The organism is Rhizobium etli 8C-3, from assembly GCF_001908375.1.
GTDB classification, from domain to species: domain Bacteria; phylum Pseudomonadota; class Alphaproteobacteria; order Rhizobiales; family Rhizobiaceae; genus Rhizobium; species Rhizobium etli_B.
In genome coordinates this window covers 306,823-330,894 of the sequence record NZ_CP017242.1, presented here as the reverse complement: position 1 = coordinate 330,894, position 24,072 = coordinate 306,823, and the positions used below count along the sequence as shown (strand labels likewise).

The window sequence follows — 24,072 nt, the reverse complement described above, 5'->3', positions numbered from 1 at the left end:
TCCTCGTTCCATTCTCATAGTTGAGGTCTCCTTCGATGCCGACGATATAACCGCTGTCGACCTCGGCCTTCTTCACCTACTCATTAAGCGTATGCGCCGCGCAGCCGATCTTGGCGGCGATCGAGGAAACAGCAGCCCACGCGACGGCTACTCTGCTTCGTGTTCCGTCATCATTCGCACGGCACGGACTTCAGGGGGAGAATTTGTTCGACGTCTTGCTTCTCATAGACCCTCCTTCTCACGAGTTGGGTCTCCGGCAATCCCGGAGCGGTTCAGGTCCGCGTACGCGCAAGAGATGCAAAAGCCTCCGCAGCTTGGCGCGTCGTTCACACGCCGAGCCATTGAGGTCTGACATCTCCCGATAGACGAAGGTATTGCCTCTGATCTCTCCGAAGATCGTCGAGCGGTCCCGGTGTAGGGTGCGGGCGATCTCGGCCTGACTGATTCTCTTCTCATACATCCGCGCGATAACGCGCCGTTGGTACATACTCAACTGAATAGGTGCTAGAATTTGCGGGCGATGCCGATGTTGATGATGTCTTGTTCGAATTCGACGTCTACGCCGGCGAGATTGGCCGCTGAGTAATTGTTGTAGCGGTATTCCAGCCGGATAAATGTTGATTCCGTCGCTGCCCAGTCGATACCAGCGCCTACCGTCCAGCCGTTGGCGACGTCACTATCGTTGGGATTTTCGACATAGGCGTTCGTCGCAGCCCAGCCTGCGGCCACATAAGGAAGGAGGCCGCCGAGTTCTTCTCCGACACGCAGCCGCACTGAGCCTGAGAGGTCCGTTCCGACATTGGCGGCGCCGAACGAATCCTCGTTCCATTCATAGTTGAGGTCGCCTTCGATGCCGACGATAAAACCGCTGGAGTGCGTCCAGTTGTAGCCTACGAAGCCGCCCACCCGTCGACCATCGAAATCTCCGCATTCGCAGCCATTGATCGTCGCATGAGCCCAGCTGCCGCCGCCATGAAGGCCGATATAGGGTCCGGCCCAACGCAGCGTCGGCGTTTCTTCGATGAAAGGCGGAACGGAAGGAATGGCTGGCGGTCCGGGAAGGTCGGCGGCACCCGCCGCAGTGGCTGCCATTAGGACAAGCGTGGTGGTCGCATAAAACACAATATTCATTATTGCCTCTGCGAATATCGTTGATGTCAAGACGCCGACAATCACGCCAGATATGTTCAATTCGCAACCAAATATACATTTCAAATGAAACATGGATAAATATCATGTGGAAAATAGAATATTTACCTTATGCAAAATAATTATTTCGTTTGAAATTAAAATATATTTGAATTTCATAGAAGACACCCCATCCTAATGTTTTCAATTAAGTTGAAGGACTAGCGGTGGCAAACAACGATCAGGCAATCCCGGAAAAGAATAGCAAGTCTTCGCCACTGCAGCGCCTGCCGCGCGAACTCACGGCGGAAATCGCACTCTCTGTTGTCTCGGACGCCGCAAGAGAAGGCACCACCTGGCAAGCACAAGAAGCTCTCTTTGCTCTATCGCAGGTCAATAAATCCATGCTTGACGCAACTAGGGTCGGACGACTGAACTCTTTCAGGACGCATCTCAAGGGACATCGCGCCATATCCGATCGCGCGGTGGATAGGGCCTATCCCAACAAACAATTTTCCATGAAACATCCAGGACTTGCAGAAACAAGCGGCAAGCACTCGATTGTAGAACAACTCGACATCATGATGCCGGTTCTCGACGCCCGGTCGCCGAAGGAGCGGGCAGAGATACTCAGCAACATAATATCAATCCATACGCCGGCTATCCGAATGGCCGGCTATTCCAAAATTGCAGATCGGGACAAACTTTTCGACGAAAGACAATTACTTGTTATGGATGCGGATGCGGCATGCCAGTTCGGCCGGCCGGGAGATGGCGAGACAAGCACGAGCGATTTCGCAGCAATCGCTCTTGCTAAACGATGGCAAGACATGAGGTCGGAGGACAGAGCGTTTGCTCTGGGCGGTACAAACGTCAGCTCCGCTCTCGCACACTCTCTTTGCACTTCGATCTGCGATCACAACCCGTCTGCCGCTTCAAGCCGTGTCATTGCGGATCTGATGATAGATCATGCGGACGACATGGAGATCGACAATCAGGTAAAGATTATTCGCACGCTCTCCATAAACGCCGCATCGCTGATTGATGATCACAAATGGGTTACGGCCCAATTCGCAGCCATCATCCTTGAGGAAGATGTCACTCTGGATGTCCGGAAACAGGGCGCGCTTGCCTTGGCACGTCTCCACGAGAGCGCTCCTAAGGACATACAATCGGAGATCGAATCCATGCGAGGGCAAGCTTCCGAGCGTGGTCGGCTTGTGAACGAAGCCTTTAAAGAAATCGCCAACGAGAGAAAAACCGCCCCGCCATCGCACCAGATGGATGATATCACCCCGCCATCGCACCAGATGGATGATATCAAAAGCATTAAGGCAGCTTATTTCGACCGGCATACCGATTTCACCGAGGCTCAAAACGTACCGAACACCGAGGCTGATGCACCGAACAGCTATCTCGCCGCGATAAAAACGGCCAAGGTCACCCAATCGGCGGAGGAGATGATGCAGTCCTCCCGCGCGCACCTGCTCGGCCATAGTAGAGACCGAAGAACGGGACGTGGCGAGTGAAAACCAGCTCCGGACCTTTTGTTATTTCTTCAATGATTTAATCGTGTAAATACTCTAAAGGATTTTAAGCGTGCGGTTTTTTCGCAATTCAACTACGAGACTTCGAAAAAACACCGTCGAAATGGCCACCCAAGGGCTCATCTCATTGCACCGGCGTTTGGCTTCTACCCTAATATATCCGACGCGCAGATCCATCCCCTTTCATCCAGCATGACCGAGCAATATGGCAGCCTTCTGGATTATCACTACGACCGTCAGCTGAGTGCGACGATCGCTTCGCCCGAGGCGCGTAGGTCTGCCCGTCCCGGCTCGTCTAAACAGGTCACCGGACTGATACCAATCGGCATTGCTGCTGACTCTTGAGGGTTCACAAAGCGCGATGAATCTGAATCCATGGTGCAAACGGGAGGTTTGCCATGGGATCAGCACTTCGGCTTCGGACGGATTATGTTGGCGATGACCTGCGCAAGGCGGCGCGGCTGTCGAAGGATGCCGCCCAGACGCGGCGGCTTCTGGCTCTTGCGCGGATTTATGATGGCGCGACGCGCGGCGAGGCCGCCAGAGTCGGTGGCGTAAACCGTGCAGATCGTGCGGGACTGGGTCGAGCGCTTTAACGCGCAAGGCCCTGAGGGGCTTTTAAACGTGAAGGCTCCTGGCAAGCGTTCGAAACTCAACGACGATCAGCGCCAGGAGCTTGTCGTCTTGTGGAGACGGGGCCGATCCCGGCGATCCACGGCGTTGTGCGCTGGCGGTTGAAGGACCTTGCACGGTTGATATTCGAGGACTATCGGATATCGCTGGACGAAAGCACCGTGGGACGTGAGTTGAAGGCCATGGGCTTTGCCAAGCTGTCTGCCCGTCCGCGCCACTATGCCCAGAACGAATTGGCGGTGGAGGATTTAAAAAAGTTTCCCGGAAGAGATCAGCGCGATCAGCAAGACCCTCGCTCCAGGCACAGAATAGAGCTGTGGTGGCAAGATGAAGCCCGCATCGGGCAAAAGAACAAGATGACGCGGCGATGGGCACAACGGGGAACGCGTCCATCGGCCCCCCACGATCAGCGACCTTTGCCAAACACTCCAAATACCGCCGAGGCCTCGACGAGTAGAACTCGCCGAGAGCATCGATGTAGTCGGTATTGAGATCAGGGTTCGAAGCAGCCCGCTGCGAATAGCCCTTCCACGCAATGCAGAATTGCACCACCTCAGCCGGCGCGTGTGGAAGCAAGGCAGTGCTGTTACCAGGCCGAATAGAGGCAAAGCACTCTGCGAGAATTTTCAGTTCGGCAGCAGAGATTGCAGTCTTCTCCCGCGGGCGCACTGCTTCAACTGCTCCTGCAAAGGTCCTCTCCGACACCGTCATCCCCACCAGTAAAAGGAACACCGTTCTCAACTTGCACCGCATCCGCACACCTCACTGAAGCCGCGGGCAGTTTGCCAATAAAGAGTTTCCGAAGTGTGATGGTGCCACGGCATGCAGACCGTGGGCCTCGCCGGATGGGTACGGTTTGGTACCGGACGCCAGCATCGAAGTGTCGGTGGAACTGGCCAAGATGCGCTCGCCCCGCATACGCCTATTATTTCTTGTATTGCCGATTGGCGATGAGATCGTCGACTACGGCCGGATCGGCCAAGGTCGACGTATCGCCCAGCGCGCCGAAATCGTCCTCGGCGATCTTGCGCAGGATGCGGCGCATGATCTTGCCGGAGCGCGTCTTGGGCAGGCCCGGCGCGAACTGGATCTTGTCGGGCGAGGCGATCGGACCGATCTCGGTGCGGACATGCGATACAAGCGCCTTGCGCAACGCGTCGGAGCCCTCGACGCCACGCATCAGCGTCACATAGCAATAGATGCCCTGGCCCTTGATGTCGTGCGGATAGCCGACAACGGCCGCCTCCGAGACATCGGCGTGCGACACCAGCGCCGATTCGACCTCGGCGGTGCCGAGCCGGTGACCGGAGACGTTGAGCACGTCATCGACGCGGCCGGTGATCCAGTAATAGCCATCGGAATCGCGGCGGCAGCCGTCACCGGTGAAATACTTGCCCTTGTAGGTGGCGAAATAAGTCTGGACGAAGCGCTCGTGGTCGCCATAGACCGTGCGCATCTGGCCTGGCCATGAATCGGTGATGCAGAGATTGCCGTCCGTGGCGCCTTCGAGCACGTTGCCCTCGCCATCGACGAGTTCCGGCTTGACGCCGAAGAACGGCCGCGTCGCCGAGCCGGCCTTGAGGTCCGTCGCGCCCGGCAGCGGCGTGATCATGATACCGCCGGTCTCGGTCTGCCACCAGGTATCGACGATCGGGCAGCGGTCCTCGCCGACCACGTGATAATACCACTCCCAGGCCTCCGGATTGATCGGCTCGCCCACGGAGCCGAGGAGCCGGAGCGAGGATCGTGACGAGCGCTTGACGAAATCGTCGCCGGCACCCATCAGGGCGCGAATCGCCGTCGGCGCGGTGTAGAAAATGTTGACCTGGTGCTTGTCGATCACGTCCCAGAACCGGCCCTGGTCGGGATAGTTCGGCACGCCTTCGAACATCAGCGTCGTGGCGCGATTGGCGAGCGGCCCATAGACGATATAGCTGTGGCCGGTCACCCAGCCCACATCGGCCGTGCACCAATAGATATCTCCCTCGTGATAGTCGAAGACGTATTTATGCGTCATCGAGGCATAGACGAGGTAGCCGCCGGTCGTGTGCAGCACACCCTTCGGCTTGCCGGTTGAACCCGACGTGTAGAGAATGAAGAGCGGATCCTCCGCATTCATCGGCTCGGGCGCGCATTCGGCGCTCACCTTGGCGCATTCCTCATGGTACCAGGCATCGCGTCCCTGTGCCCATCCGGTCGGGTTGCCGGTGCGGCGCACGACCAGCACGTCCTTGACCATGACCAAGCCACGCGCGGCGATATCGATCGCCTTATCGACATTGTCCTTGAGCGGAACTGGCTTTCCGCCGCGCAGGCCCTCGTCGCAGGTGATCACGAATGTCGATTCGCAATCGACGATGCGGCCGCCAAGCGCGTCGGGCGAGAAGCCGCCAAACACAATCGAATGAATGGCGCCGATGCGGGCACAGGCCAGCATCGCATAGGCGGCTTCAGGCACCATCGGCATGTAGATGGTGACGCGATCGCCCTTCTTGACGTCGCGCGCCTTCAACACATTGGCGAGGCGGCAGACCTGCTCGTGCACCTCGCGATAGGTGATCTTCTTGCTGAGAGACGGATCGTCGCCTTCCCAGATGATTGCCACCTGGTCGCCATGCTCCGCAAGGTGCCGGTCGATGCAATTATAGGAGACATTGGTCTCGCCATCCTCGAACCATCTGATCGGGACATTGCCTTCGAAGGATGTGTTCTTTACCTTGGTGAAGGGCTTTGACCAATCGATCCGCTTGCCGTGCTCGGCCCAGAAGGCATCCGGGTTCTCGACGCTCTCCTTGTACCATTTCTGGTAGGTGGCGTTGTTGATGAGGGCTCGTCGCTTCGAGGGCTTGAGCACCGGGCGGGTCTTAACGGACATGGGAGACATTCTTGTTATTACCTTTATGAATTCGACCAAAGGTCACCTAGTTAGTTTATAGAAAATCTTAGGAAGCTGGATTGGTAGATGATCAACGCTTGACATCGTCGCCGTGCCGCGCTTCCCGAAGACACGGTCCGCGCAAGATCGGGCTGCACCGTCCAGCGCTACACAGAACGTATCGATGCCATGGCGATTGAGATGCTGGACGGCAACCCGCGCGTCTTCGACAAGATAGCGGTCATCATCCATATCTACGTCCGAGGGCTCTCCATCCGTTATCACCAGTAACAGCCGGCGATAGCTTTTCCGCTTGCGAAGATCCTCGCCGGCATGACGTATTGCGGCGCCGAGACGCGTCGACAACTTGCTTTCGAGGCCCGCCAAGCGCGATCTCGCGAGTTCGTCATAGGAGCGCTCGAAATCCTTGATCCGAAAGTATCGAATGTCGTCGCGCGTGTCCGAACAGAATGCTGCGACGGCGAAAGGATCGCCGACGACGGAAAGCGCCTTGGCCAGAAGGGCGGCGGACAGGCGTTGAACGTCAAGCACCGTCCCGGCTTGACCGCGCACAGGGTCGGCCGTAGACTGCGAGATATCGAGGAGAATGAGGACGGAAAGATCGCGGCCGCGACGTTCGTACCGCCCATGAACTCGAAATTTGCCGACATCGCCGATACGCCGCGAGATTGCGGCCTCGATGCAGGCATCGATATCCAGGAACTCCCCCTCGGCCTGTCGGCGAATCTTCTCGGCCCGACTGATCTTCGACGAGCGGAACAGCGTCGAAAGGCGCTCGGAAAGTTCACAACGCACCTCTTCAAACCGGCGGATCGGCTCAGTTCTGCCATAAGGAGCCGGATATTCTCGAACGGTGCACCATTGCGGCCTCTCTCTTCCCGTTACATAATCGTATTCGGAATAGCGCGCGGTCGTCGTCTCCGTATCGTCGGACGCGGTCAACGCAACATGGCTGACACGCTGGTCCGGATCGGGTTCGCTGTTTTGTTCATCGGGCTTGCCGTCGTCTCGCTTTTGTTGCTTGACGCCCACCCCTTCTACCATTTCCTCAAGGACGAGCTGCTCTTCTGGCGGCTGTTCGCTTAGGTCCCAAATTCCCAAGTTGTCGTCGCGATAGGCCGGCTGGACGACATAGGATCTGGAATCGAACTGTACCCGCATCTGACCAAGATCATTGCCGAGCAAACCGCCGATCCGACGGCTTAACGTCTGGTCGGTGAGATCGCTCTCGGCTGCATCCTCGAATAGTTTTTTCCCTTTCGTCACCCAGCCGTGCGGATCTTGATAATCCGGATAGATCAGCGCCCGTGAAAGCCGGCCGAGCAATGCCAGGGCTACCGGAGGGTCTTCGGGCTTCGCGACATGGAACGGCAGCCAGAGCCGACCCAATCCGGGCATCTCGCGCATGGCCAGACGTTCGACACGGGCATCCTCGACGAGTGAAATCACCGCAACCTGTAGCGGCTTCAACGAGCCCACGGGAAACTGCCGACGGGTAAATCGATGATGGGCACCGATATGCGCGAGGGCTGCTTGGTAGAGGCGATTGCTTTCCCCGGCGCTGGAACCCGAGAAAGCGGGCGGCACGCGTATGCCGCCGCCTCCGAAGCCGCATCGCCGGCGCATCGGTTCGGGCGCGTCGGGAGGCACCTCCCGAACCGGCGGCCGGATACCCCAGATCGCCGCCAGGTAATGCTTCATTTGTAGCTGGATGGTGTGGAACACTTCCACGCCAGATCCGCGCTGCAAATACTGCTGGGCCTCCGCGTCCTCAAGACTAAAAAAAGCGATCTGCCGTTCTGGATTACGTCGGGCGATGGCAATGCCCATGCGGACGAATGAACGGAAGCCCTCGATATCAAGAACGGCCAGCAGACAGCTACTCTTATCGAGCAGTCCCGCAACAGATTTCGGCGCGGACCTTGCCACGGCCTCGATCGTCGCCAGCCACTCTATCAGTGCTGCGCCGCCGCTCAGTTTCAGTTCTGCGGCCAGCGCCACGTCGGGGAGGAGCGCGGCCGTGCGCCTGTCGCAGCGGATTGCCACGTCGGAGACCGTGCGCCCAAGCTTCAATACCACTTCGCTGCCCGCGGCACGCGCGAGATCAGGGCCGATCCGACGATAGGCGGCCGCCACGGTTTCGCCATATCCCGCTTGATCGATACGCCGGTGGGCCGCTTTCCACCGCTCATCCCAATCGGATGGAAGCATGATCTCAGGTGCGTTCACCATTAGATGCAAGCCGAAATCGCTGCGGTCAGCGCAGCGCGCACGTCGGTATCGTCGGTGATCGGCAGCACGATGGCCATCTGGCAGGCGTCCTCGATGCTGATGCCCCTGCTCACCAGCATTGCCGCATGAACCAGCATGCGGGTGGACGCGCCCTCGTCGAGACCGTGGCCACGAAGATTTCTGGAACGCTGGCCGATCCGCACCAGCGTGTCCGCGACACGTCGGTCGACGCGTGCTTCGGTCGCGACGATCTCGGCTTCTATCGACGCTTCGGGATACGAAAAACCGATCGCCGCGAAGCGCTGCTTGGTGGATTCCTTGAGGTCCTTGAGAACACTCTGATAGCCCGGGTTATAGGAAATAACGACCCGGAAATCGGGGTGCGCTTTCAGCACCTCGTTCTTCTTCTCCAATGGAAGAATGCGCCGGTCATCCGTCAGCGAATGAATGACGACCGTAGTATCCTGCCGCGCCTCGACGATTTCATCGAGATAACAGATCGCACCGAGCCTAACGGCAAGGGTCAGCGGGCCGTCGTGCCACTGGGTGCCGTCGGCATCGAGCAGATATCTGCCGACGAGATCTGAGGCCGTCATATCCTCGTGGCACGAGACGGTGATCAGCGGCCGGCCGAGGCGTGATGCCATGTGCTCCACGAACCTTGTCTTGCCGCAACCGGTAGGCCCCTTCAGCATAATCGGGATACCGACTGCGTAGGCGGCCTCGAACAGCGCGATCTCTTGTCCGGAAGAGCGGTAGTAGGGCTCTTCGGTGATCATGAAATCTGCGACTGGATCAGCGGAGGGCGGGGATTTCGGCTTGGAAGTATCGGGCTGCATCATCTGTTGTCCATGGTCGAGCGATCTCGACCCGCGACGCGCCGCGGGTCGACGTACGGCATGTGTGCCATGGATCAGCGATGGACCGTCGCTGCGTTCGGAATACCGTCGATCGGGCATTCCTCGGTGCCGACCATCGGACGCGTCAGCGCTTCGACCATCTCGCGCGTTCCTTCTGGATCGTTCACCCACTGCGCATAGAAGTTGTACGGGCACGCCGCTTGTCCGCGATCGCCATCGCCGGAGTTGATCATTCCGGTATAGCCGCGATGCAGAAGCTTGAAGAGATGGTTCTGCGACTGGCCGTTGCGGCGCGCGTCTCTGATCGCCGATACGGAAAGCTGGGCATATTGGATGCCGTTTTCCTCCGTGCCGCATTCCCCAAGCGTGCGGCCGTCGAAGCCGATGATCGCAGAATGGCCGAAGTAGGAATAGACGCCGTCAAAGCCGGCAGCATTGGCAACCGCCACGTAGCAATTGTTCGCCCAAGCCATCGATTTTGAGATCTGCACCTGCTGTTCCTTGGCGGGGTACATGTAACCCTGGCAGCGGACGATCAGTTCGGCGCCCCGCATGGCGCAATCGCGCCATATTTCGGGATAATTGCCGTCATCGCAGATAATGAGACTGACTTTGAGGCCCTTCGGTCCTTCGGATACGTAGGTGCAATCACCTGGATACCAGCCCTCGATCGGCACCCAGGGCATGATTTTGCGATATTTCTGGACGATCTCGCCCTGATTGTTCATCAAGATCAACGTGTTGTAGGGCGCCTTGTTGGGATGGTCCTCGTGGCGTTCGCCGGTGAGCGAAAAGACGCCCCACACATTGGCCTTCCGGCAGGCATCCGCGAAGATTGCCGTCTCCTCGCCCGGAATTTGGGAGGCCGTTTCGTACATTTCCTTGGAATCATACATGATCCCGTGCGTCGAGTATTCTGGGAAAATGACCAGATCCATTCCCGGCAGACCAATCTTCATACCCTCGACCATCGAGGCGATGTTGCGCGCATTGGCAAGCACTTCGTCGCGCGTATGCAGACGCGGCATTTTGTAATTGACGACTGCGACGCCGACGGTGTCCTTGCTGCTGGTGATATCGCCGTGATGCATGATATTCCTCCTGTTTACAGTTCGTTTAGACAACGAGATGGTGGTGGATGACGTCGTCGGTCAGCTTGCCGATATCATCGGTTAGAGCGACGCTGCCGCGATTGAGTATTGCGAAGCGGCCCGATGCACGACGGGCGAACCTCAGGTTTTGCTCGACGAGCACGATAGTTAGCTGCTGCTTACGGTTCAGGTCGATTAGCACGTCTTCGATCTGCTCCACGACATTTGGCTGAATGCCTTCCGTGGGCTCGTCCAGAAGCAGGATTTTCGGCTCCGACAACAAGGCTCGGGCTATGGCGAGCTGCTGTTGCTGGCCGCCAGAAAGGTTGCCGCCTTTCCGGTTCAGGAATTCTTTTAGGATCGGGAACAGTTCGAGCACCCATTCTGCGATGCGGCCATTGTTCCCCTGGGTGGCGAACGTGCCGAGCAGAAGGTTTTCACGCACCGTGAAAGCCGGGAGAATTCCGCGTCCCTGGGGCACGTAGCCGAGCCCCGCGAGAGCACGCTCATAGGTCGGCAGCGTATTCAGTTCCACACCGTCGAGCCGGATGGATCCCGTCGTACGGCTCATGAGCCCGAGAACGGTTCGCAGTAGTGTTGTCTTGCCCACTCCGTTGCGCCCGAGAATACTTAGGAACTCTCCATTGCCGACCGACAGCGACACGGATTGCAACGCGCGGCTGCGGCCGTAGAAACCATCGACATTCTTGAGTTCAAGCATGGCCAATTCCTCCCGAGCCGAGATAAGCCTCTCGTACGTCCGAATCCTGCGAGATCTGTTCGATGGATCCTTCAGCCAGCAACCGGCCTTGATGCATGACGGAGATGGTCTCCGCGATGTCACGCACGAAGCCCATGTCGTGCTCGACCACGATGAGCGTGTGCCGGCCCTTCAGACGAATGAAGAGGTCTGCCGTCTTGTGGGTTTCCTGAGCCGTCATGCCCGCCGTCGGCTCGTCCATCAGAACCAGAGCGGGGTCTTGCGCAAGCACCAGCGCGATCTCCAGCCACTGGGTCTGACCGTGCGATAAATGTGCGGCAGGCGTATCGAGCGCATTCTGCAGGCTGACGAGTTCCGCCAGTTCCTCGCACCGCTCCATGTCATGCCCGGTGCCGAAGTGGAAAAGATTGGCGAGCACTCCAGGTTTTCGAGAGCTTCCGATTGCAAGATTTTCGCGCACCGACAGCTCGCGGAACACACTTGGTACCTGGAACTTTCGGCCGATCCCGGCTCGTGCAATCTGATATTCCTTCCGGCGCTGGATTGGCTCCCCGTTGAAAACGATGTCGCCGGAGGTGCTTTTGGTCTTGCCGCAGATAAGATCGAGTGTGGTTGTCTTGCCCGCGCCGTTCGGCCCGATCAAGCAGCGTAACTCACCCTGCCGAACCGTGAAATCCAGATCGGATACCGCCTTGAAGCCGCTGAAAGAAACACAGACTTGGGTCATTTCAAGTTGGTTGACGCTCATGACGCACGCTCCAGAGACGCCTTTATCTCTTGTTGGGATGTGATGGACCGGGAGCTGGCCTCCTTCGCAAAGAAGCGCGTTGCGAGCATTTCTGAGGCGCCGGCAAGCCCTTTCGGCATGACTAGAACGATAACGACGAACAGCCCGCCCATGATCAGTGTCCACGTATCAAGGAAGGCTTCCGACTCCGAGAGCGTGCCTTGCACCCCTGTGACCAGCAAGGCGCCCAGAACAGCCCCGAGTAGGCTTTGACGCCCGCCGACGGCGACCCAGATCACCACCGAAAGGCTAAGCGGAACGCTAAGGAAAGTGGGCGACGCGAACTCCATCACGACCGTGTAGAGCATTCCGGCAAGCCCAGCGATTGCTGCCGACACCATGAAAACGAAGGTCTTGTAGCGGGCAACGTCGTAGCCGAAGAACCGCACCCGATCCTCCTGATCCCGAATGGCCTGAAGGATGAGACCCGTTTTCGACCTAGTGATAGCCAAGGCTGCGAAAAGAGTCGCTGCCAGACAGATGGCCACCAGATAATAGGTTGAAGCCGAGTAGGCATCGAAGGTGATGCCGGCGATGTCGAACTGGGCGAGATCGGTGATGCCGTTGAAGCCCCCGGTATAGGCCTGCTGGTCGATGATCAGCAGATTGAGCACGACCATCGCGGCGAGCGTGATGATCGCTGCATACACTCCGGTGATGCGTCCGCCGAACATGAACCAGCCGAGGAAGCCGGCGAAGATGGCCGGCAGGAATATTCCGGCGAGCAAAGAAAACGTCATCGAGTGGAACGGCTGCCAGACGAAAGGCAGTTCGGTCACGTTGTTCCAGACCATGAAATCCGGTAGGCCGTCCGACCCCGTGTGAACGGGGATGGTTCGCAGTTTCAGCCCCATGGCCATGCAGTAGGACCCGATACCGAAGGTCGCCGCCTGGCCGAGATTCAGGATACCCGCATATCCCCAAGACAGGCTGAGCGAAATCGCCAGGATTGCGAAGACGAGATAACGCGAGAACTTGTTGAGAAGAAAGGCATCGTCCAGAAAGACGGGCACGATCAGGAGTGCCAAACAGACGATGGCGTAAATTATGATCTGTGTTGATATTTTGCCGAGCAAAGGTTTATTCCCTCTAGTCTGACTGGCCGTCACGAACGCATACGCGCGACGAACAGGCCTTGCGGACGGAAGCGGATGAGAATGACGATGGCGATCAGAACCACGGCCTTGGCGACCGTGTCGTTGCTGAAAAATGCCAGCAAGCCCGAGAGTTCACCAAGAATGGCTGAGCTCGCCATCGTGCCGAACAGGCTTTGCACGCCACCGAGCACGACAACCATGAAAGCATCGACGACGTAGGTCGTTCCCATCTCCGGTGAAACGCTCTTGAGCGGGGAGACCAGTGCTCCCGCCAGGCCGGCGACTCCTGCGCCATATGCGAAGGTCATACGATAGACGCGGCTGGAATTGACACCGAAACTCGAGGCTATGGCGCGGTTCTGCGTGATCGCCCTAAGCTTCAGACCGAATGTCGTCTTGCGATAGATATACCAAGTGGCGACGAAGAGCCCGAGCGCGATGAAAAGTACGAAAAGGCGGTAGGCCGATTCGGTCGCGCCAAGGATGTTGACGCTGCTAGAAAGCGATACGGGCATTTCGACGTAGCGCAGCTCGCCACCCGCCAGCAGCCGAACGACCTGTTGCGCCATCACGCCGATCCCCCATGTCGCAAGGATCGTATCGAGCGGGCGGTCATAGAGATGGCGAATGACGACGGCCTCGATGATCCAGCCGAACAGGCACAGGATGATGAAGATCGGTATTAGACTGACGATCAACCCCAGTCCCAACTGTGTCTGCAGCAGCCAGGCGCAATAGGCTCCAAGCATGACGAATTCGCCGTGAGCGAGATTGATGACCCCGGTTACGCCGTAAATGATGGCAAGCCCTAGCGCCACAAGCATCAAGATCGAAGAGATGCTGAGACCGGTTAGGAGCTGTGAGACGATAAGATCCATAGGAAAACCTCTTAGAAAAAAGAGGCGAGAGCTCTGACCTCTCGCCGAGCGGTCCTTGGGGAATTAGATCGTCTTGAGGCCTTCGGCCGTGCACTTCTGGTGGGGATATGCCTTGTAGGGATCGGGTTCGAGCGAGGCAGCCGACTGCCTGAGGATCTTGAACTGGCCGTCAGCCTGGCACTGACCTATTTTCGGCGTCAGCCAGCAATGCAGGTTTTCCGGCTCGACTTTGACGAGACCCTGCGGTGCCTGGACTTGCTCGCCTTTCACTGCCTCGCGGATCGTCTCCGGGTTGATGTCGCTGGCGGCGAGTTTCGCCACAGCCTGCTTGAACAGATGGACCTGGAAGTAAGCGGATTCGGACACGAAGTGCGTGACCTTATCGCCACCCCAACGCGATTTGTAGGCTTCGACGAACTTTTGGTTTTCCGGCGAATCCCAGACCATGAAATAGGGTGCGGAGGTAAAGTGGCCCGCTGCGGCGGCCCCGCCCATGGCGGCGACTTCATTTTCGGATGTCGTCAGGCTGGCCATTGGCATTGTTTCGGGATCAAGACCCGCGGCATGATACTGCCGATGCAGCGCGACCACGGAGTCTCCGACTACCGTTGAGAAGATGACATCCGGCTTTTCGGCCTTCAGCTTGTTGATGATCGAGGAGAACTCGGAATGGCCGAGCGGCACATATTCTTCCGCAACCACTTCCGCGCCAAGTTCGGCAAGGAGCTTTTTGCAGTAGTTGTTCTCTTCCTTCGGGTAGATGTAGTTTGAGCCGATAAGGTACCAGCGCTTGCCGAATTTTTCGACCAGCCAGGGAATGAATTCGTCCTGCTGCTGGTTCGGCACCGCGCCGGTGTAGATGACGTTTTTCGAGCACTCCCGGCCCTCATAAAGGGTCGGATACCAAAACAGGTGCTTTTGCTTCTCGAACACGGGCAGCACTGCCTTACGGCTTGCAGAAGTGTAGGAGCCGAAAACCGAAACGCACTTGTCGCTGAGCACCAGCTTGCGCGCCTTTTCAGCGAAGGTCGCCGGATCAGAAGCCGGGTCTTCGATCACCGGCACGATCTTCAGGCCATTGATGCCGCCTGCGGCATTGATCTCGTCAATGGCCATGATTGTCGCCTTGTTTAGCGACTCCTCGATGATAGCCGTCGTACCTGTAAGCGAGAAGAGTACGCCGACCTTGATCTCGCCGTCCGCTGCTCGCGCCAATCCGGAGTTCTTACTCCAGATATGAGGAAAGCCAGTTGCTGCGAACGCGCTGAGTGCGACGCCGCCTGTTAGAAATTGACGCCTATTGCTCTTCATTTTTTTATCCCTCTCCGGAAATGAAAAGGCCTCGGAGCGAGCTGCCTATGGCAGTCCGTTCCGAGGCCCTGTTGCCTTCATGTTTTCGCGGCTTCTTTGCCGCGCTCAAAGTCGTCACTGAGTAAAAGACGACAAAAAACCCCACATCCCGCGTCGGCGGAAATTGTGAGGTTACACTACCCTTATGTACGCGGCGTCGTTGCCACGATAAGCACCGCCACGTTAGCCCAGAAGTTCATGTGAGTCAATGATCGCATTCGCAACTGCCCCAATTGTGACGCGTCGCTCCATCGCTTGGTTTCTGAGATGATTGAAAGCCTCCTCTTCGCTTACACGCTTTACCTGCATCACTATCGACTTTGCGCGCTCGACCGTGCGGACTGTTCTGAGACTTTCATCCAGTTTCTCTATTCTCCCTCGCAAGCGCTGTTCGTAGAGAAAATGCTCACGCGCCATTGTGAGACTGCTGATCGTGGAGCGCGCCGTGGCCGGAAAGTGGATAAGGCCATGAGCAGCACAATTGTGTATGAGTTTGAGGTTGAGGGCGTCTCTACCCTTATCAACAAGTACAAGCGCTGTGGCGGGCTCTCCGGGAAGCCATGGAATGCGACGTGGAAGATCTTCTACAAGTGTACAGTACACGACATCAAAATTTTCCGGTATTTGCGCTGGTACAGGCCAGAAGTGTCGCACCGTATAGCGAAGTCGTTGCAACTCCCGCATAAGAAATGCGCCATCGGCGTCTAATTCTACAATCAACGCGATTTGAAGATCTGCGGCTACTCTATCGTGGCTGCGCGAATTAGTTGCTCCAGTCCGAGTTGCAGGTTGTTGAGGCCGTGTACGCCGTTCCTTCAGCACTTCCACGTTTGTCATCTTGTGTAACCCTGTCTTTAACAACACTTTAAGCTTGTGACGCTTGCCCGGCAGATCGCCCGTGGCCAATCAAAAAGGGGTCCGCCTTCACGGTCGATTTTGATTCGAGAAGGATGTCAAACTGGCCGTTTCTGTTAGCGCGCCCAATACGCGACCAAAGATCGGCATGTCCCCAAAAGGCGTTTATAGAAACATTACCTTGTGGCGCATCAAAATCTGAGCCCATAACCATGGACCGCAGCATAGGTGTTTCCAAGGAATTCGCCTGCTCCAAAGTTTGAGCAAAAACATTGACCTGAAAGTACGATGCCTCAAGACACATATTTGTTGGCGCGTGAGTGCCATACCTCTTTTGATATCGCACAACGAATGCCTCGTTCGAAGCATTGCCAATTCCCTGAAAGTACGGGGCCGCTGTCAGATGCCCTTCACCTACATCGTGGCCCATCGCAGAGATTTCGGCCTCGCAGGTTGTGAGGCTCGCGATCGGCATAACTTTGGGATCCAGCCCCATATCGGCATAAGCTTGATAAAGATATATAGTGCCGTCACCGACTACCGTGGAGAAGATTACGTCGGGTTTAAGTCGTTTGATTTCCTGCATGACTGGCGCGAACTCAAGTCGCGATGCCCCCAAACGAACATATCGCTCGCCTACAACGCTCCCACCCCTTTTAGCCACCATCTCCCGCATAATTCGATTTGATGAGCGCGGATAGATATAATCGGAACCGATAAAAAAGAAGCGTTTCCCGTAGAGTTTCATTAGAAAGCTGCAGAGTTGCGAGCTGTTCTGATTCGGAGTTGCACCGGAATAAATTACATTGGGCGAAAACTCGAACCCTTCGTACAACGTTGGATACCAGAGAAGGCCATTTAACCTTTCAACAACAGGCAAAACCGCCTTGCGACTTGACGATGTGTAACAGCCGAAGATGGTGCTGACGCCATCCTCTACCATCAGGCGCTTAGCTAGGTGCCCATAGGTGCGGGTATCTGACCCAGGATCGTAGATGATAGGCTCAATCGGGCGGCCATTAATTCCTCCACGCTCATTAATTTCGTCTATTGCAACGAGCGTACCGCGAAGCTGGGTTTCTTCGATCACTGACATAAAGCCTGTCCGAGAGAACAGCACGCCAACTCGCCAAGGCTCTGATGTTAGAGAGGATTTCGTCATCCAATTAATCCCGGTTTAGCTAATTCCCCAATGCAGCTTTGCGCTGTCTATTTTTCATCCGATGTGTAGTGAAACCACCTCAGAAACTGGTAGAAAATCAAAAAGCCCCCCTCGCCATCTATCTGAAGATGGAGCAGGGAGGCTTCTTCGCCTTCGAATTTGCATGGCGGCGCCATTGCCGCAAGGTATCACCCGAACCTAGAGATGAAGACATTCTTCGTCAATAGCGCGAGCGCAGTGCTCACGGCCCTGAACTCGGGTTAATGGAGATTTTGGAAAGCGTACGAGTCTGATTTGAGAGTGTCGATGATCTGGAGGCCGACGTGATTGAATCAGATCGCCTGCGGCTGCGGGTTTTGCTGGACCATTTTGGTCTGGTGGAGGATGAGCGGGAGCCATTGCGGGTGGCCCATCCTTTGCCGGAAGTGCTTCTGCTTGTGGTTTGCGGCACGATCCGCGCGTGTGACGATTTCGACGAGATCGTCGAATAGGGTGATGAGCATGCCAGTGTGGCGCGACGAGGCGATCTGCGGGCGCCCAAGGAGGACGCTATAGAGCAGCTCACTCAGCCGCCTGCCTTGTTCTGTCGGTTGGCGATCAGGTCATCAACAGCGGCCGGATCGGCGAGCATCGGCGTGTCGCCGAGTGATCCGAAGTCGTCCTCGGCGATCTTGCGCAGGATGCGGCGCACGATCTTGCCGGAGCAGGCCCGGTGAAAACTGGATCTTGTCCGGCGTTGCGATCGGCCGATTTCCTTGCGCACATGCTTGACGAGATCCTGGCGCAGCACATCGTTGCCCTCTTCAGCCGCCATCAGCGAGACATAGCAATAGATGCCCTGGCCCTTGAGGCTGTGCGGATAGCCGACAACGGCGGCTTCGGACACCAGATGGTGCGATACGAGCGCCGATTCGATTTCGGCGGTGCCGAGGCGATGGCCGGAAATGTTGAGTACGTCGTCGACGCGGCCAGTAATCCAGTAATAGCCGTCCTCGTCGCGTCGGCAGCCGTCACCGGTGAAATACTTGCCCTTGTAGGTCGAAAAATGGTTTCGACGAAGCGCCTGATCGCCATAGACCGTGCGCATCTGGCCCGGCCAGCTATCGGCGATGCAGAGATTACCGTCGGCCGCACCCTCCAGCACCTTCCCCTCATTATCGACCAGCTCCGGCTTGATGCCGAAGAACGGTCGCGTTGCAGACCCGGCTTCAGATCCGTTGCACCCGGTAGCGGCGTGATCAGGATGCCGCCGGTTTCCGTCTGCCACCAGGTATCGACGATCGGCGAGCGATCGTCGCCGGCGCCCATCAGGGCACGGAAGGCGGTGGGGGCGGTGTAGAAAATGTTGACCTTGTGCTTGTCGACCACCTCCCAGAAGCGGCCGGCATCTGGGAAGTCGGCACGCCCTCGAACATCAGCGTGATCGCGCGGTTCACGAGCGGCCCGTAGACGATGTAGGAATGGCCAGTGACCCAGCCGACATCGGCGGTGCACCAGTAGACGTCGCCGTCATGGTAGTCGAAGACATATTCATGCGTCATCGAGGCGTAGACGAGATATCCGCCCGTCGTGTGCAGCACGCCCTTCGGCTTGCCGGTCGAGCCTGAAGTATAGAGAATGAAGAGCGGATCTTCCGCTTTCATCTTCACCTGCGGGCACTCGGCTTTCACGGTTGCCGCTTCCTGGTGATACCAGAGGTCGCGACCCGGCGCCCAGCCGGTCTTGCCGCCGGTTCGGCGCACGACGAGGACCTTGCTGACCGTCACCTGTTGGCGGGCCGCGATGTGGATTGCGGTATCGGCGTTATCCTTTAGCGGGACCTGCTTGCCGCCGCGCACGCCCTCGTCGCTGGTGATGATGAACGTCGAACCACAGTCGACGATACGGCCGGCAAGCGCTTCCGGCGAGAAGCCGCCGAAGACGACAGAATGCACGGCGCCGATGCGGGCACAGGCGAGCATGGCATAGGCCGCTTCGGGGATCATCGGCATATAGATGGTGACACGGTCGCCCTTCTTGACCCCATGCTTCTTCAAGACGTTCGCCATGCGGCAGACACGTTGAATCCGCGACTAAATCAACAATATCGGCGCATTCTTGCCATCAATGTCGTAGCGGCATTTTTTGGAATGGCCAATCGAGCTTGGTCAATGTGCGAGGAAAACACCACCACTTACGATATAGGGATTGTCGCCTTCGAAGATGATGGCGACCTGATTGCGTGCGTCTTCAGATGACGGTCGATACAGTTGTAGGAGACGTTCGTCTGGCCGTCTTCGAACCACTTGATCGAGACCTTACCGGTAAAGGATGTGTTCTTGACCTTCGTATAGGGCTTGAACCAGTCAATCCGCTTGCCGTGCTTGCCCCAGAAACGCTCCGGGTTCTCGACGCTTTCGCGACACCAGTTCTGGTAGGTTTCGCTGTCGATCAGCGCTCGGTTTTTTGCGGATTTCAGGACTGGATAGGTCTTTGCGGACATGGAGGCCTCCTCGCCGCTCCGGAAGCGGCACTCGTTTGTTATCGGTTTCGCTCAGTGAGGTGCCCCACAGCAATTGCCCGCCAAGGCCCAGTGCTCGTCTCAACACTACGTCTGTTGGAACGCTTTCGCACGTACATACAAACAAACAAACATCTGAATTCACGCACGTGGCGGCGGTTCACGTGCCAGCAGTTTTTGGACGCCAATAGCGACGCGGTTAGGGTTCCACCTCTCTGCGGACAAACACATTTATGCACAAACATACGCTGCCTACATACATATATATCCTGCTAAAGAGGTTAGCGGCTCGGCAAATCCGCTCTAATCCCAAAAGGGAAAGGATGGATGCCAAGCCGCTATCATGAAAAATGGGGAAGGTTGGAAAGAGCAAAATTTCCTGGAAGGAAATGAAGAGAAAGGGGGGTGGGCGATGGCTCACCCCCATGAACGGACATCCACCGCAGGAGGGGGCAGTGCACGTTCTGCATGACGTCGCCAAGCCAATAGTGCGGTTTCATTTCGCGAAGGACCGGGGCTGATCCCAACAGGTGTGTGGGTCCATGACCAATTGGGTTCACCGAAATGCTGCTGCCTGGAGGGGCTGAGTACACCATTTCGTAAAGGAGGACACGGCCTGCTTGGCATGTGTCAGAATTATCGTGATCGTCCCGATGCCTGCCTTGCACTGCCCCTTTCAGCTCGGACTTCGGACATTGCAAGAGCCCGAAACTCCCAGCCCATCGTCTATAAAAGGAGCGCTGTCGCCCACTTCTTTTCCTTTCTTTCTCTTTCTCTTTCTCATCCTCATCACACTCGCACTTCGCAACATCACCTCACTTCCCAAACACACTTTTTGAAACTCAGTTTCCCCCAAGCACTTTTTCAACCTTCACCATGGCTACCGCCGATGATCAGTACTCTCAGGCCAGCGCCGACTTCCCTCTTATGCGCACCGACAAATGGACTGAAGCCTGCGGTGGTCCTGACGGCGCTCATGGAGCCTATCCCTTCGACACCCAGGTCCTCATCATCGGTGCCGGCTTCACTGGCGTGACTACTGGTGAGAAGGCTCTCAACTGCGGTGGCAATGTCACCATCCTTGAGGCCTCCTCCGAGGTCGGCGGTCGCCTCGCTTCCCAGACCCACGACAATGGCATGCCCACCCATCTCGCCGCCATGCGCTTCGGCAAAGGCATGAAGGAACTCCAGGACCTCGTCGCCCGGGACGGCTACACCCTGACCTCGACCCCGTTCATGAACACGGACGCGGTCCCCACCCTTCTCTACATTGACGGCCAGCTCCACTACATGGACGTCGAGAAGGACATCATCCCCGACATCATCAAGAAGCCTCGCGCCGCCTTTGCCGCCTACGACCAGGGTCCCCTCACTGTCAATGGCACCACCCTCGTGGCTCCGGCTGAACTTCGCACTCTGTTCCGTGAGAACGACAATCCTCTGGCTCTCCAGGCCCATCAGCAGCTGTGGGCCTATCAACAGGCCGGCCTCACCATTCACCAATGGTTCGTCAAGGTGTTCCACGAAAACAACACCCCGCCCGGTGGCATTCGCTTGACCAAGGACGAGTGTAATATCCTTAGCAAGCTCTACCCCACTGGCGACCACACCGTCTTCCACGACAACATCAGCGCTTTCGAGGATCAGAAGTGGAACACCAACGGCTCCACCGTGAACCAGGGCTACTTCTCGGTTCTGAAGGATGGCAAGCCGCTGCTCGGCGATGTGGGTGCCTATATCCGGGATCGCAGTGCCAAGTTGCAGGAGCGCGGCGTCCAGGTTCACTGCGGTCACACCGTGACCAAGATCGAGGAGATCGCTGCCAAGGACGGTCGTCGCCGCTACCGTGTTCGCGCTGGCACCAGCGAAGGCGAGAAGGTCTTCGAGGCGCACTATGTTTTCGCCACGCCCACTTTGCCCGCCATGGTCGACATGGGTCTGGCCGCCCCCGGACAGACGCTCATTCACCCCAAGGTCGCTGAGGCGCTCACCAAGGTCAGCACGACGCCTACCAGCAAGTACGAGTGGACGATCCCGGCAGACAGGGCTCAGAACTGGGTTGGCAAGGGGCTTGCGCGCAACATCCAGGGCAAGAGCCCGCTTTGCCCCTGCTACATCATGATCGAGGAGCAGCCTGACGGCTCCCAGAAGATCAAGGTGCACTTCTACGCCTGGAATACCGATGCCGAGCGTCTGGCTTCGATGGGTGGTGACGAGGTCGTGCGCAAGAACCTCATCAGGATGATGGCCAGCCTGCTTCGCGACTTCAAGGACCCTCTCGGCAACGACTATACCGGCTTCCACACGCTCCTGGTGTCCGACAGCAAGGTGTACTCCGCCGTTTGGCAGGACAAGAAGTACTTCGGAGGTGGATGGACCTTCCCCCAGGCCGGAGAGGAATATGCCGCCTACCTGATCCAGCGCAACCTTGAGCACGAGGAATACGGCGTCGGCTTGATCGGTTCAGCCGCCTCGGGTGCGGATGCCTGGATTTTGCGCGGCGTGCAGAATGCGAAGATGGCCATTGAGCGCTCCCTGCGCTTCACCGGCGGCAAGGTCAACCACCCCAACTTGGCCCCGATCGCGTTCATGGGTCCGCCCATCAAGTTCCCCATGGAGCTGATGAACATGAACTAAGCGGCTTTCGGACATGTCCCATGCCCGCGCCTCGCGACGGAATGGAAGGAGTGAGAGATAGTGGTTTTCTTCGAAACGCCCTGTGGCTTCTCGCTTATCGGGAAGCGTGTGGCGCACTCTTGTACCTAACTAGTGTGGCTCTAGCGCCTTGGCTGAAACCAGCCCCACATTAAATTGACTTGGTTCAGACCGATCCAGACGCTTTAAAATCAAGAAATTAGCAAAAAACTAGAAAATAAAAAATCGGCTCCGGCCGGCTGAGTATTTTTGCTCAGTCAACACATTTTCTGTCGCCCATTTTCTTGAGTGCAACCGAGAAGCATGCACACAACAATTTCCGAAACAAAAAAACCAGTTCTATTTCGGGGTATGTTACTGTAGAAGAGCTCCCGAACGGGGTCAGTGATCTGACGTCAGGGAGATGGGCTTTGCTTAAGAGCTAATCAAATAGACTGGCCGCCTTTATTCTGCATATCTCGCATAAGTGGCTGTCCTTTGCTTCGCCAGCGCATTTCATGCAATTTCCTCATTTCATGTAAAATTTTCAAAATTGTAATTAATCAATTCGAAACTCTCCTCTGATCGACTAATTTGGACACGCAACAGCTTATAAATCTTATTGAGAAACCATCCCCCCCGAGCAGGAGTGAACAGTCACCTTGATCCCCAGATCGGTACATCTTCTAATCACACTCAAGTCACACCGTATCTTTTGTGTGCCCGAATAATCCATATCAACTTTCATCTTCTCCATGATCTTCTTCTGCTGCGTCGTGAGATTATCAAGGGTGATTTCGAAAGCAATTGGCTTCCGGTCCTGCTCTCGCCCTATGACCTTCAATGCATCCACGAGCTTCTTCTGAGCGCCTTGCTCGTTGTCGTTGGTATCTTGGGCCGTCAAGTCGATGACCGGTGGCTTGATCCCGCTCTCGCCCCGCTTTCGTGGAGGAAGCGTAGACGCCGAGGATGGAGAATGAGTGGAGAAGGCTCCGAACTCCGGTTCCATGTCGGTAACGTGGTCGAAATCATGGACATAGCATGCCTTCTGGCCATGTGCGAGGCAGTAGTCACATTCATCTTGGCTCTCGGACCAGTCGTTTTCGGCGTCAGCGTATCTTTGCATGACGGGCAGTGGGGTGTGAGCGTGTAAAGTTGCGAATTTGATTGAAATGGTAGGTTGGCTATGATGTCAGGATGTTAAAAGTGAAGATGGATGGTGCTTGAAGGTGTTCGAAAGTCTTAGGAGCGTCAGGTAGATATTCTTGGATCGCTAAGAGGCAATTCCGGATGAGACGGCATCTTCAGGCAGATGCAGCTGATGTGCCAAGCCGACATACGTGTCATCTGCACTTGTGGTAGTTGCACCCGATCAACGCACCTATCAGAAAACGCCACGTTGCAGATTATCTTGGCATCAGGTCATGCGGCATTTTTTGCCATGGGACGTGTCAGCTCCAGAATGCCGATCCGGTCCTGCTGGAACTGCGTGCATATACGAGCTGTGATGGTTGCATGCCAAGTTCCCCACTTTTGTTCTTCACTAAGTCCTGCGCGAGAGCTTCACGTCTCCTGACACCAACCGTTTCCACTTCGTGAACCAAGCTCCTGATCCTCCATCAGTAAAATGAACATAGGGTTAGGGTTAGGGTTAGGGTTAGGGTTAGGAGATGTTTACATCGGTATATATCCTGCCAGCGA

At 56.8% G+C, this 24,072-nt stretch carries 19 protein-coding genes and 3 pseudogenes; 6 read left to right on the top strand and 16 right to left on the bottom strand.

All coding sequences use genetic code 11. The features are described 5' to 3' along the window. Nucleotides 1-79 precede the first annotated feature (79 nt). From AM571_RS36460 to AM571_RS21985, 3 genes and pseudogenes are all read right to left on the bottom strand, one after another. A pseudogene (locus tag AM571_RS36460) lies at nucleotides 80-226 on the bottom strand (IS3 family transposase); the annotation flags it as partial. Nucleotides 227-238: 12 nt separating this feature from the next. Continuing rightward, nucleotides 239-487 (bottom strand): helix-turn-helix domain-containing protein, encoded by a 249-nt coding sequence (locus tag AM571_RS21990; RefSeq protein ID WP_074063603.1) that lies wholly within the window; start codon nucleotides 485-487, stop codon nucleotides 239-241. Nucleotides 488-504: 17 nt separating this feature from the next. Further along, nucleotides 505-1,131 (bottom strand): outer membrane protein, encoded by a 627-nt coding sequence (locus AM571_RS21985; RefSeq protein ID WP_074063705.1) that lies wholly within the window; start codon nucleotides 1,129-1,131, stop codon nucleotides 505-507. Nucleotides 1,132-1,355: 224 nt separating this feature from the next. Between AM571_RS21985 and AM571_RS21980 the strand changes: the two genes are divergently transcribed. From AM571_RS21980 to AM571_RS38440, 4 genes are all read left to right on the top strand, one after another. Continuing rightward, nucleotides 1,356-2,657 (top strand): hypothetical protein, encoded by a 1,302-nt coding sequence (locus AM571_RS21980; protein ID WP_074063602.1) that lies wholly within the window; start codon nucleotides 1,356-1,358, stop codon nucleotides 2,655-2,657. A gap of 416 nt (nucleotides 2,658-3,073) precedes the next feature. Further along, a complete protein-coding gene (locus tag AM571_RS21975; protein ID WP_074063601.1) occupies nucleotides 3,074-3,271 on the top strand; it encodes a hypothetical protein in 198 nt (65 codons plus the stop codon). Further along, nucleotides 3,237-3,413, top strand: a complete 177-nt coding sequence (locus AM571_RS38445; RefSeq protein ID WP_081377185.1) for a helix-turn-helix domain-containing protein — start codon at nucleotides 3,237-3,239, stop codon at nucleotides 3,411-3,413. Before AM571_RS21975 ends, AM571_RS38445 begins: the two co-directional genes overlap by 35 nt. Continuing rightward, on the top strand, nucleotides 3,362-3,799 hold the full coding sequence (locus AM571_RS38440; RefSeq protein ID WP_081377184.1) for a winged helix-turn-helix domain-containing protein: 438 nt from the start codon (nucleotides 3,362-3,364) through the stop codon (nucleotides 3,797-3,799). The genes AM571_RS38445 and AM571_RS38440 overlap by 52 nt, the downstream gene beginning before the upstream one ends. Before the next feature lie 434 nt (nucleotides 3,800-4,233). Here the strand turns inward: AM571_RS38440 and acs are convergent, their stop codons facing one another. The 11 genes from acs to AM571_RS21915 form a co-directional block, all read right to left on the bottom strand. After that, nucleotides 4,234-6,183: an acetate--CoA ligase gene (gene acs, locus AM571_RS21965; protein ID WP_074063600.1), complete on the bottom strand. Its 1,950-nt coding sequence runs from the start codon at nucleotides 6,181-6,183 to the stop codon at nucleotides 4,234-4,236. 42 nt (nucleotides 6,184-6,225) lie between these two features. Then, nucleotides 6,226-8,436, bottom strand: coding sequence for a nitric oxide reductase activation protein NorD (locus AM571_RS21960; RefSeq protein ID WP_074063599.1), 2,211 nt, complete (start codon nucleotides 8,434-8,436; stop codon nucleotides 6,226-6,228). Beyond that, nucleotides 8,436-9,275, bottom strand: coding sequence for a CbbQ/NirQ/NorQ/GpvN family protein (locus tag AM571_RS21955; RefSeq protein ID WP_074063704.1), 840 nt, complete (start codon nucleotides 9,273-9,275; stop codon nucleotides 8,436-8,438). The genes AM571_RS21960 and AM571_RS21955 overlap by 1 nt, the downstream gene beginning before the upstream one ends. A 74-nt stretch (nucleotides 9,276-9,349) precedes the next feature. Continuing rightward, the gene (locus AM571_RS21950; protein ID WP_074063598.1) at nucleotides 9,350-10,387 is read right to left on the bottom strand and encodes an aliphatic amidase; all 1,038 of its coding nucleotides are present in this window, start codon (nucleotides 10,385-10,387) and stop codon (nucleotides 9,350-9,352) included. 25 nt (nucleotides 10,388-10,412) lie between these two features. Beyond that, entirely contained in the window at nucleotides 10,413-11,108 is a 696-nt protein-coding gene (urtE, locus tag AM571_RS21945) for an urea ABC transporter ATP-binding subunit UrtE (protein ID WP_074063597.1), read from the bottom strand. Then, the gene (gene urtD, locus AM571_RS21940) at nucleotides 11,101-11,856 is read right to left on the bottom strand and encodes an urea ABC transporter ATP-binding protein UrtD (RefSeq protein ID WP_074063596.1); all 756 of its coding nucleotides are present in this window, start codon (nucleotides 11,854-11,856) and stop codon (nucleotides 11,101-11,103) included. Before urtD ends, urtE begins: the two co-directional genes overlap by 8 nt. Beyond that, nucleotides 11,853-12,971 (bottom strand): urea ABC transporter permease subunit UrtC, encoded by a 1,119-nt coding sequence (gene urtC, locus AM571_RS21935; protein WP_074063595.1) that lies wholly within the window; start codon nucleotides 12,969-12,971, stop codon nucleotides 11,853-11,855. The genes urtD and urtC overlap by 4 nt, the downstream gene beginning before the upstream one ends. Before the next feature lie 29 nt (nucleotides 12,972-13,000). Beyond that, nucleotides 13,001-13,870 carry an urea ABC transporter permease subunit UrtB gene (gene urtB, locus AM571_RS21930; RefSeq protein WP_074063594.1) on the bottom strand — a complete coding sequence of 290 codons (870 nt, stop codon included), beginning with the start codon at nucleotides 13,868-13,870 and terminating at the stop codon, nucleotides 13,001-13,003. Nucleotides 13,871-13,933: 63 nt separating this feature from the next. Then, nucleotides 13,934-15,181 carry a transporter substrate-binding domain-containing protein gene (locus AM571_RS21925; RefSeq protein WP_074063593.1) on the bottom strand — a complete coding sequence of 416 codons (1,248 nt, stop codon included), beginning with the start codon at nucleotides 15,179-15,181 and terminating at the stop codon, nucleotides 13,934-13,936. A gap of 222 nt (nucleotides 15,182-15,403) precedes the next feature. Next, a complete protein-coding gene (locus AM571_RS21920; protein WP_155774514.1) occupies nucleotides 15,404-16,126 on the bottom strand; it encodes an ANTAR domain-containing response regulator in 723 nt (240 codons plus the stop codon). Next, nucleotides 16,086-17,237: a transporter substrate-binding domain-containing protein gene (locus AM571_RS21915; protein ID WP_074063592.1), complete on the bottom strand. Its 1,152-nt coding sequence runs from the start codon at nucleotides 17,235-17,237 to the stop codon at nucleotides 16,086-16,088. Before AM571_RS21915 ends, AM571_RS21920 begins: the two co-directional genes overlap by 41 nt. A gap of 323 nt (nucleotides 17,238-17,560) precedes the next feature. Here AM571_RS21915 and AM571_RS36455 point away from each other — a divergent pair. Then, nucleotides 17,561-17,719: pseudogene (locus tag AM571_RS36455) on the top strand (ISAs1 family transposase); the annotation flags it as partial. 83 nt (nucleotides 17,720-17,802) lie between these two features. Here the strand turns inward: AM571_RS36455 and AM571_RS21905 are convergent. Further along, a pseudogene (locus AM571_RS21905) lies at nucleotides 17,803-19,719 on the bottom strand (acetate--CoA ligase). An 894-nt stretch (nucleotides 19,720-20,613) separates the two neighbouring features. Here AM571_RS21905 and AM571_RS21900 point away from each other — a divergent pair. Continuing rightward, nucleotides 20,614-22,374: an FAD-dependent oxidoreductase gene (locus AM571_RS21900; protein WP_074063591.1), complete on the top strand. Its 1,761-nt coding sequence runs from the start codon at nucleotides 20,614-20,616 to the stop codon at nucleotides 22,372-22,374. Between the two features lie 616 nt (nucleotides 22,375-22,990). On the opposite strand, the gene AM571_RS21895 is transcribed toward AM571_RS21900, so the two are convergent. After that, nucleotides 22,991-23,380: a hypothetical protein gene (locus AM571_RS21895; RefSeq protein WP_155774513.1), complete on the bottom strand. Its 390-nt coding sequence runs from the start codon at nucleotides 23,378-23,380 to the stop codon at nucleotides 22,991-22,993. Between the last annotated feature and the right edge of the window lie 692 nt (nucleotides 23,381-24,072).

What these genes read in the sequence shown, in the direction of transcription:
- AM571_RS21990 (WP_074063603.1), bottom strand. Translation starts at nt 487, where the DNA reads ATGTACCAACGGCGCGTTATCGCGCGGATGTATGAGAAGAGAATCAGT.
- AM571_RS21985 (WP_074063705.1), bottom strand. Translation starts at nt 1,131, where the DNA reads ATGAATATTGTGTTTTATGCGACCACCACGCTTGTCCTAATGGCAGCC.
- AM571_RS21975 (WP_074063601.1), top strand. Translation starts at nt 3,074, where the DNA reads ATGGGATCAGCACTTCGGCTTCGGACGGATTATGTTGGCGATGACCTG.
- acs (WP_074063600.1), bottom strand. Translation starts at nt 6,183, where the DNA reads ATGTCCGTTAAGACCCGCCCGGTGCTCAAGCCCTCGAAGCGACGAGCC.
- AM571_RS21960 (WP_074063599.1), bottom strand. Translation starts at nt 8,436, where the DNA reads ATGGTGAACGCACCTGAGATCATGCTTCCATCCGATTGGGATGAGCGG.
- AM571_RS21955 (WP_074063704.1), bottom strand. Translation starts at nt 9,275, where the DNA reads ATGCAGCCCGATACTTCCAAGCCGAAATCCCCGCCCTCCGCTGATCCA.
- AM571_RS21950 (WP_074063598.1), bottom strand. Translation starts at nt 10,387, where the DNA reads ATGCATCACGGCGATATCACCAGCAGCAAGGACACCGTCGGCGTCGCA.
- urtE (WP_074063597.1), bottom strand. Translation starts at nt 11,108, where the DNA reads ATGCTTGAACTCAAGAATGTCGATGGTTTCTACGGCCGCAGCCGCGCG.
- urtD (WP_074063596.1), bottom strand. Translation starts at nt 11,856, where the DNA reads ATGAGCGTCAACCAACTTGAAATGACCCAAGTCTGTGTTTCTTTCAGC.
- urtB (WP_074063594.1), bottom strand. Translation starts at nt 13,870, where the DNA reads ATGGATCTTATCGTCTCACAGCTCCTAACCGGTCTCAGCATCTCTTCG.
- AM571_RS21925 (WP_074063593.1), bottom strand. Translation starts at nt 15,181, where the DNA reads ATGAAGAGCAATAGGCGTCAATTTCTAACAGGCGGCGTCGCACTCAGC.
- AM571_RS21915 (WP_074063592.1), bottom strand. Translation starts at nt 17,237, where the DNA reads ATGACGAAATCCTCTCTAACATCAGAGCCTTGGCGAGTTGGCGTGCTG.
- AM571_RS21900 (WP_074063591.1), top strand. Translation starts at nt 20,614, where the DNA reads ATGGCTACCGCCGATGATCAGTACTCTCAGGCCAGCGCCGACTTCCCT.
- AM571_RS21895 (WP_155774513.1), bottom strand. Translation starts at nt 23,380, where the DNA reads ATGGAACCGGAGTTCGGAGCCTTCTCCACTCATTCTCCATCCTCGGCG.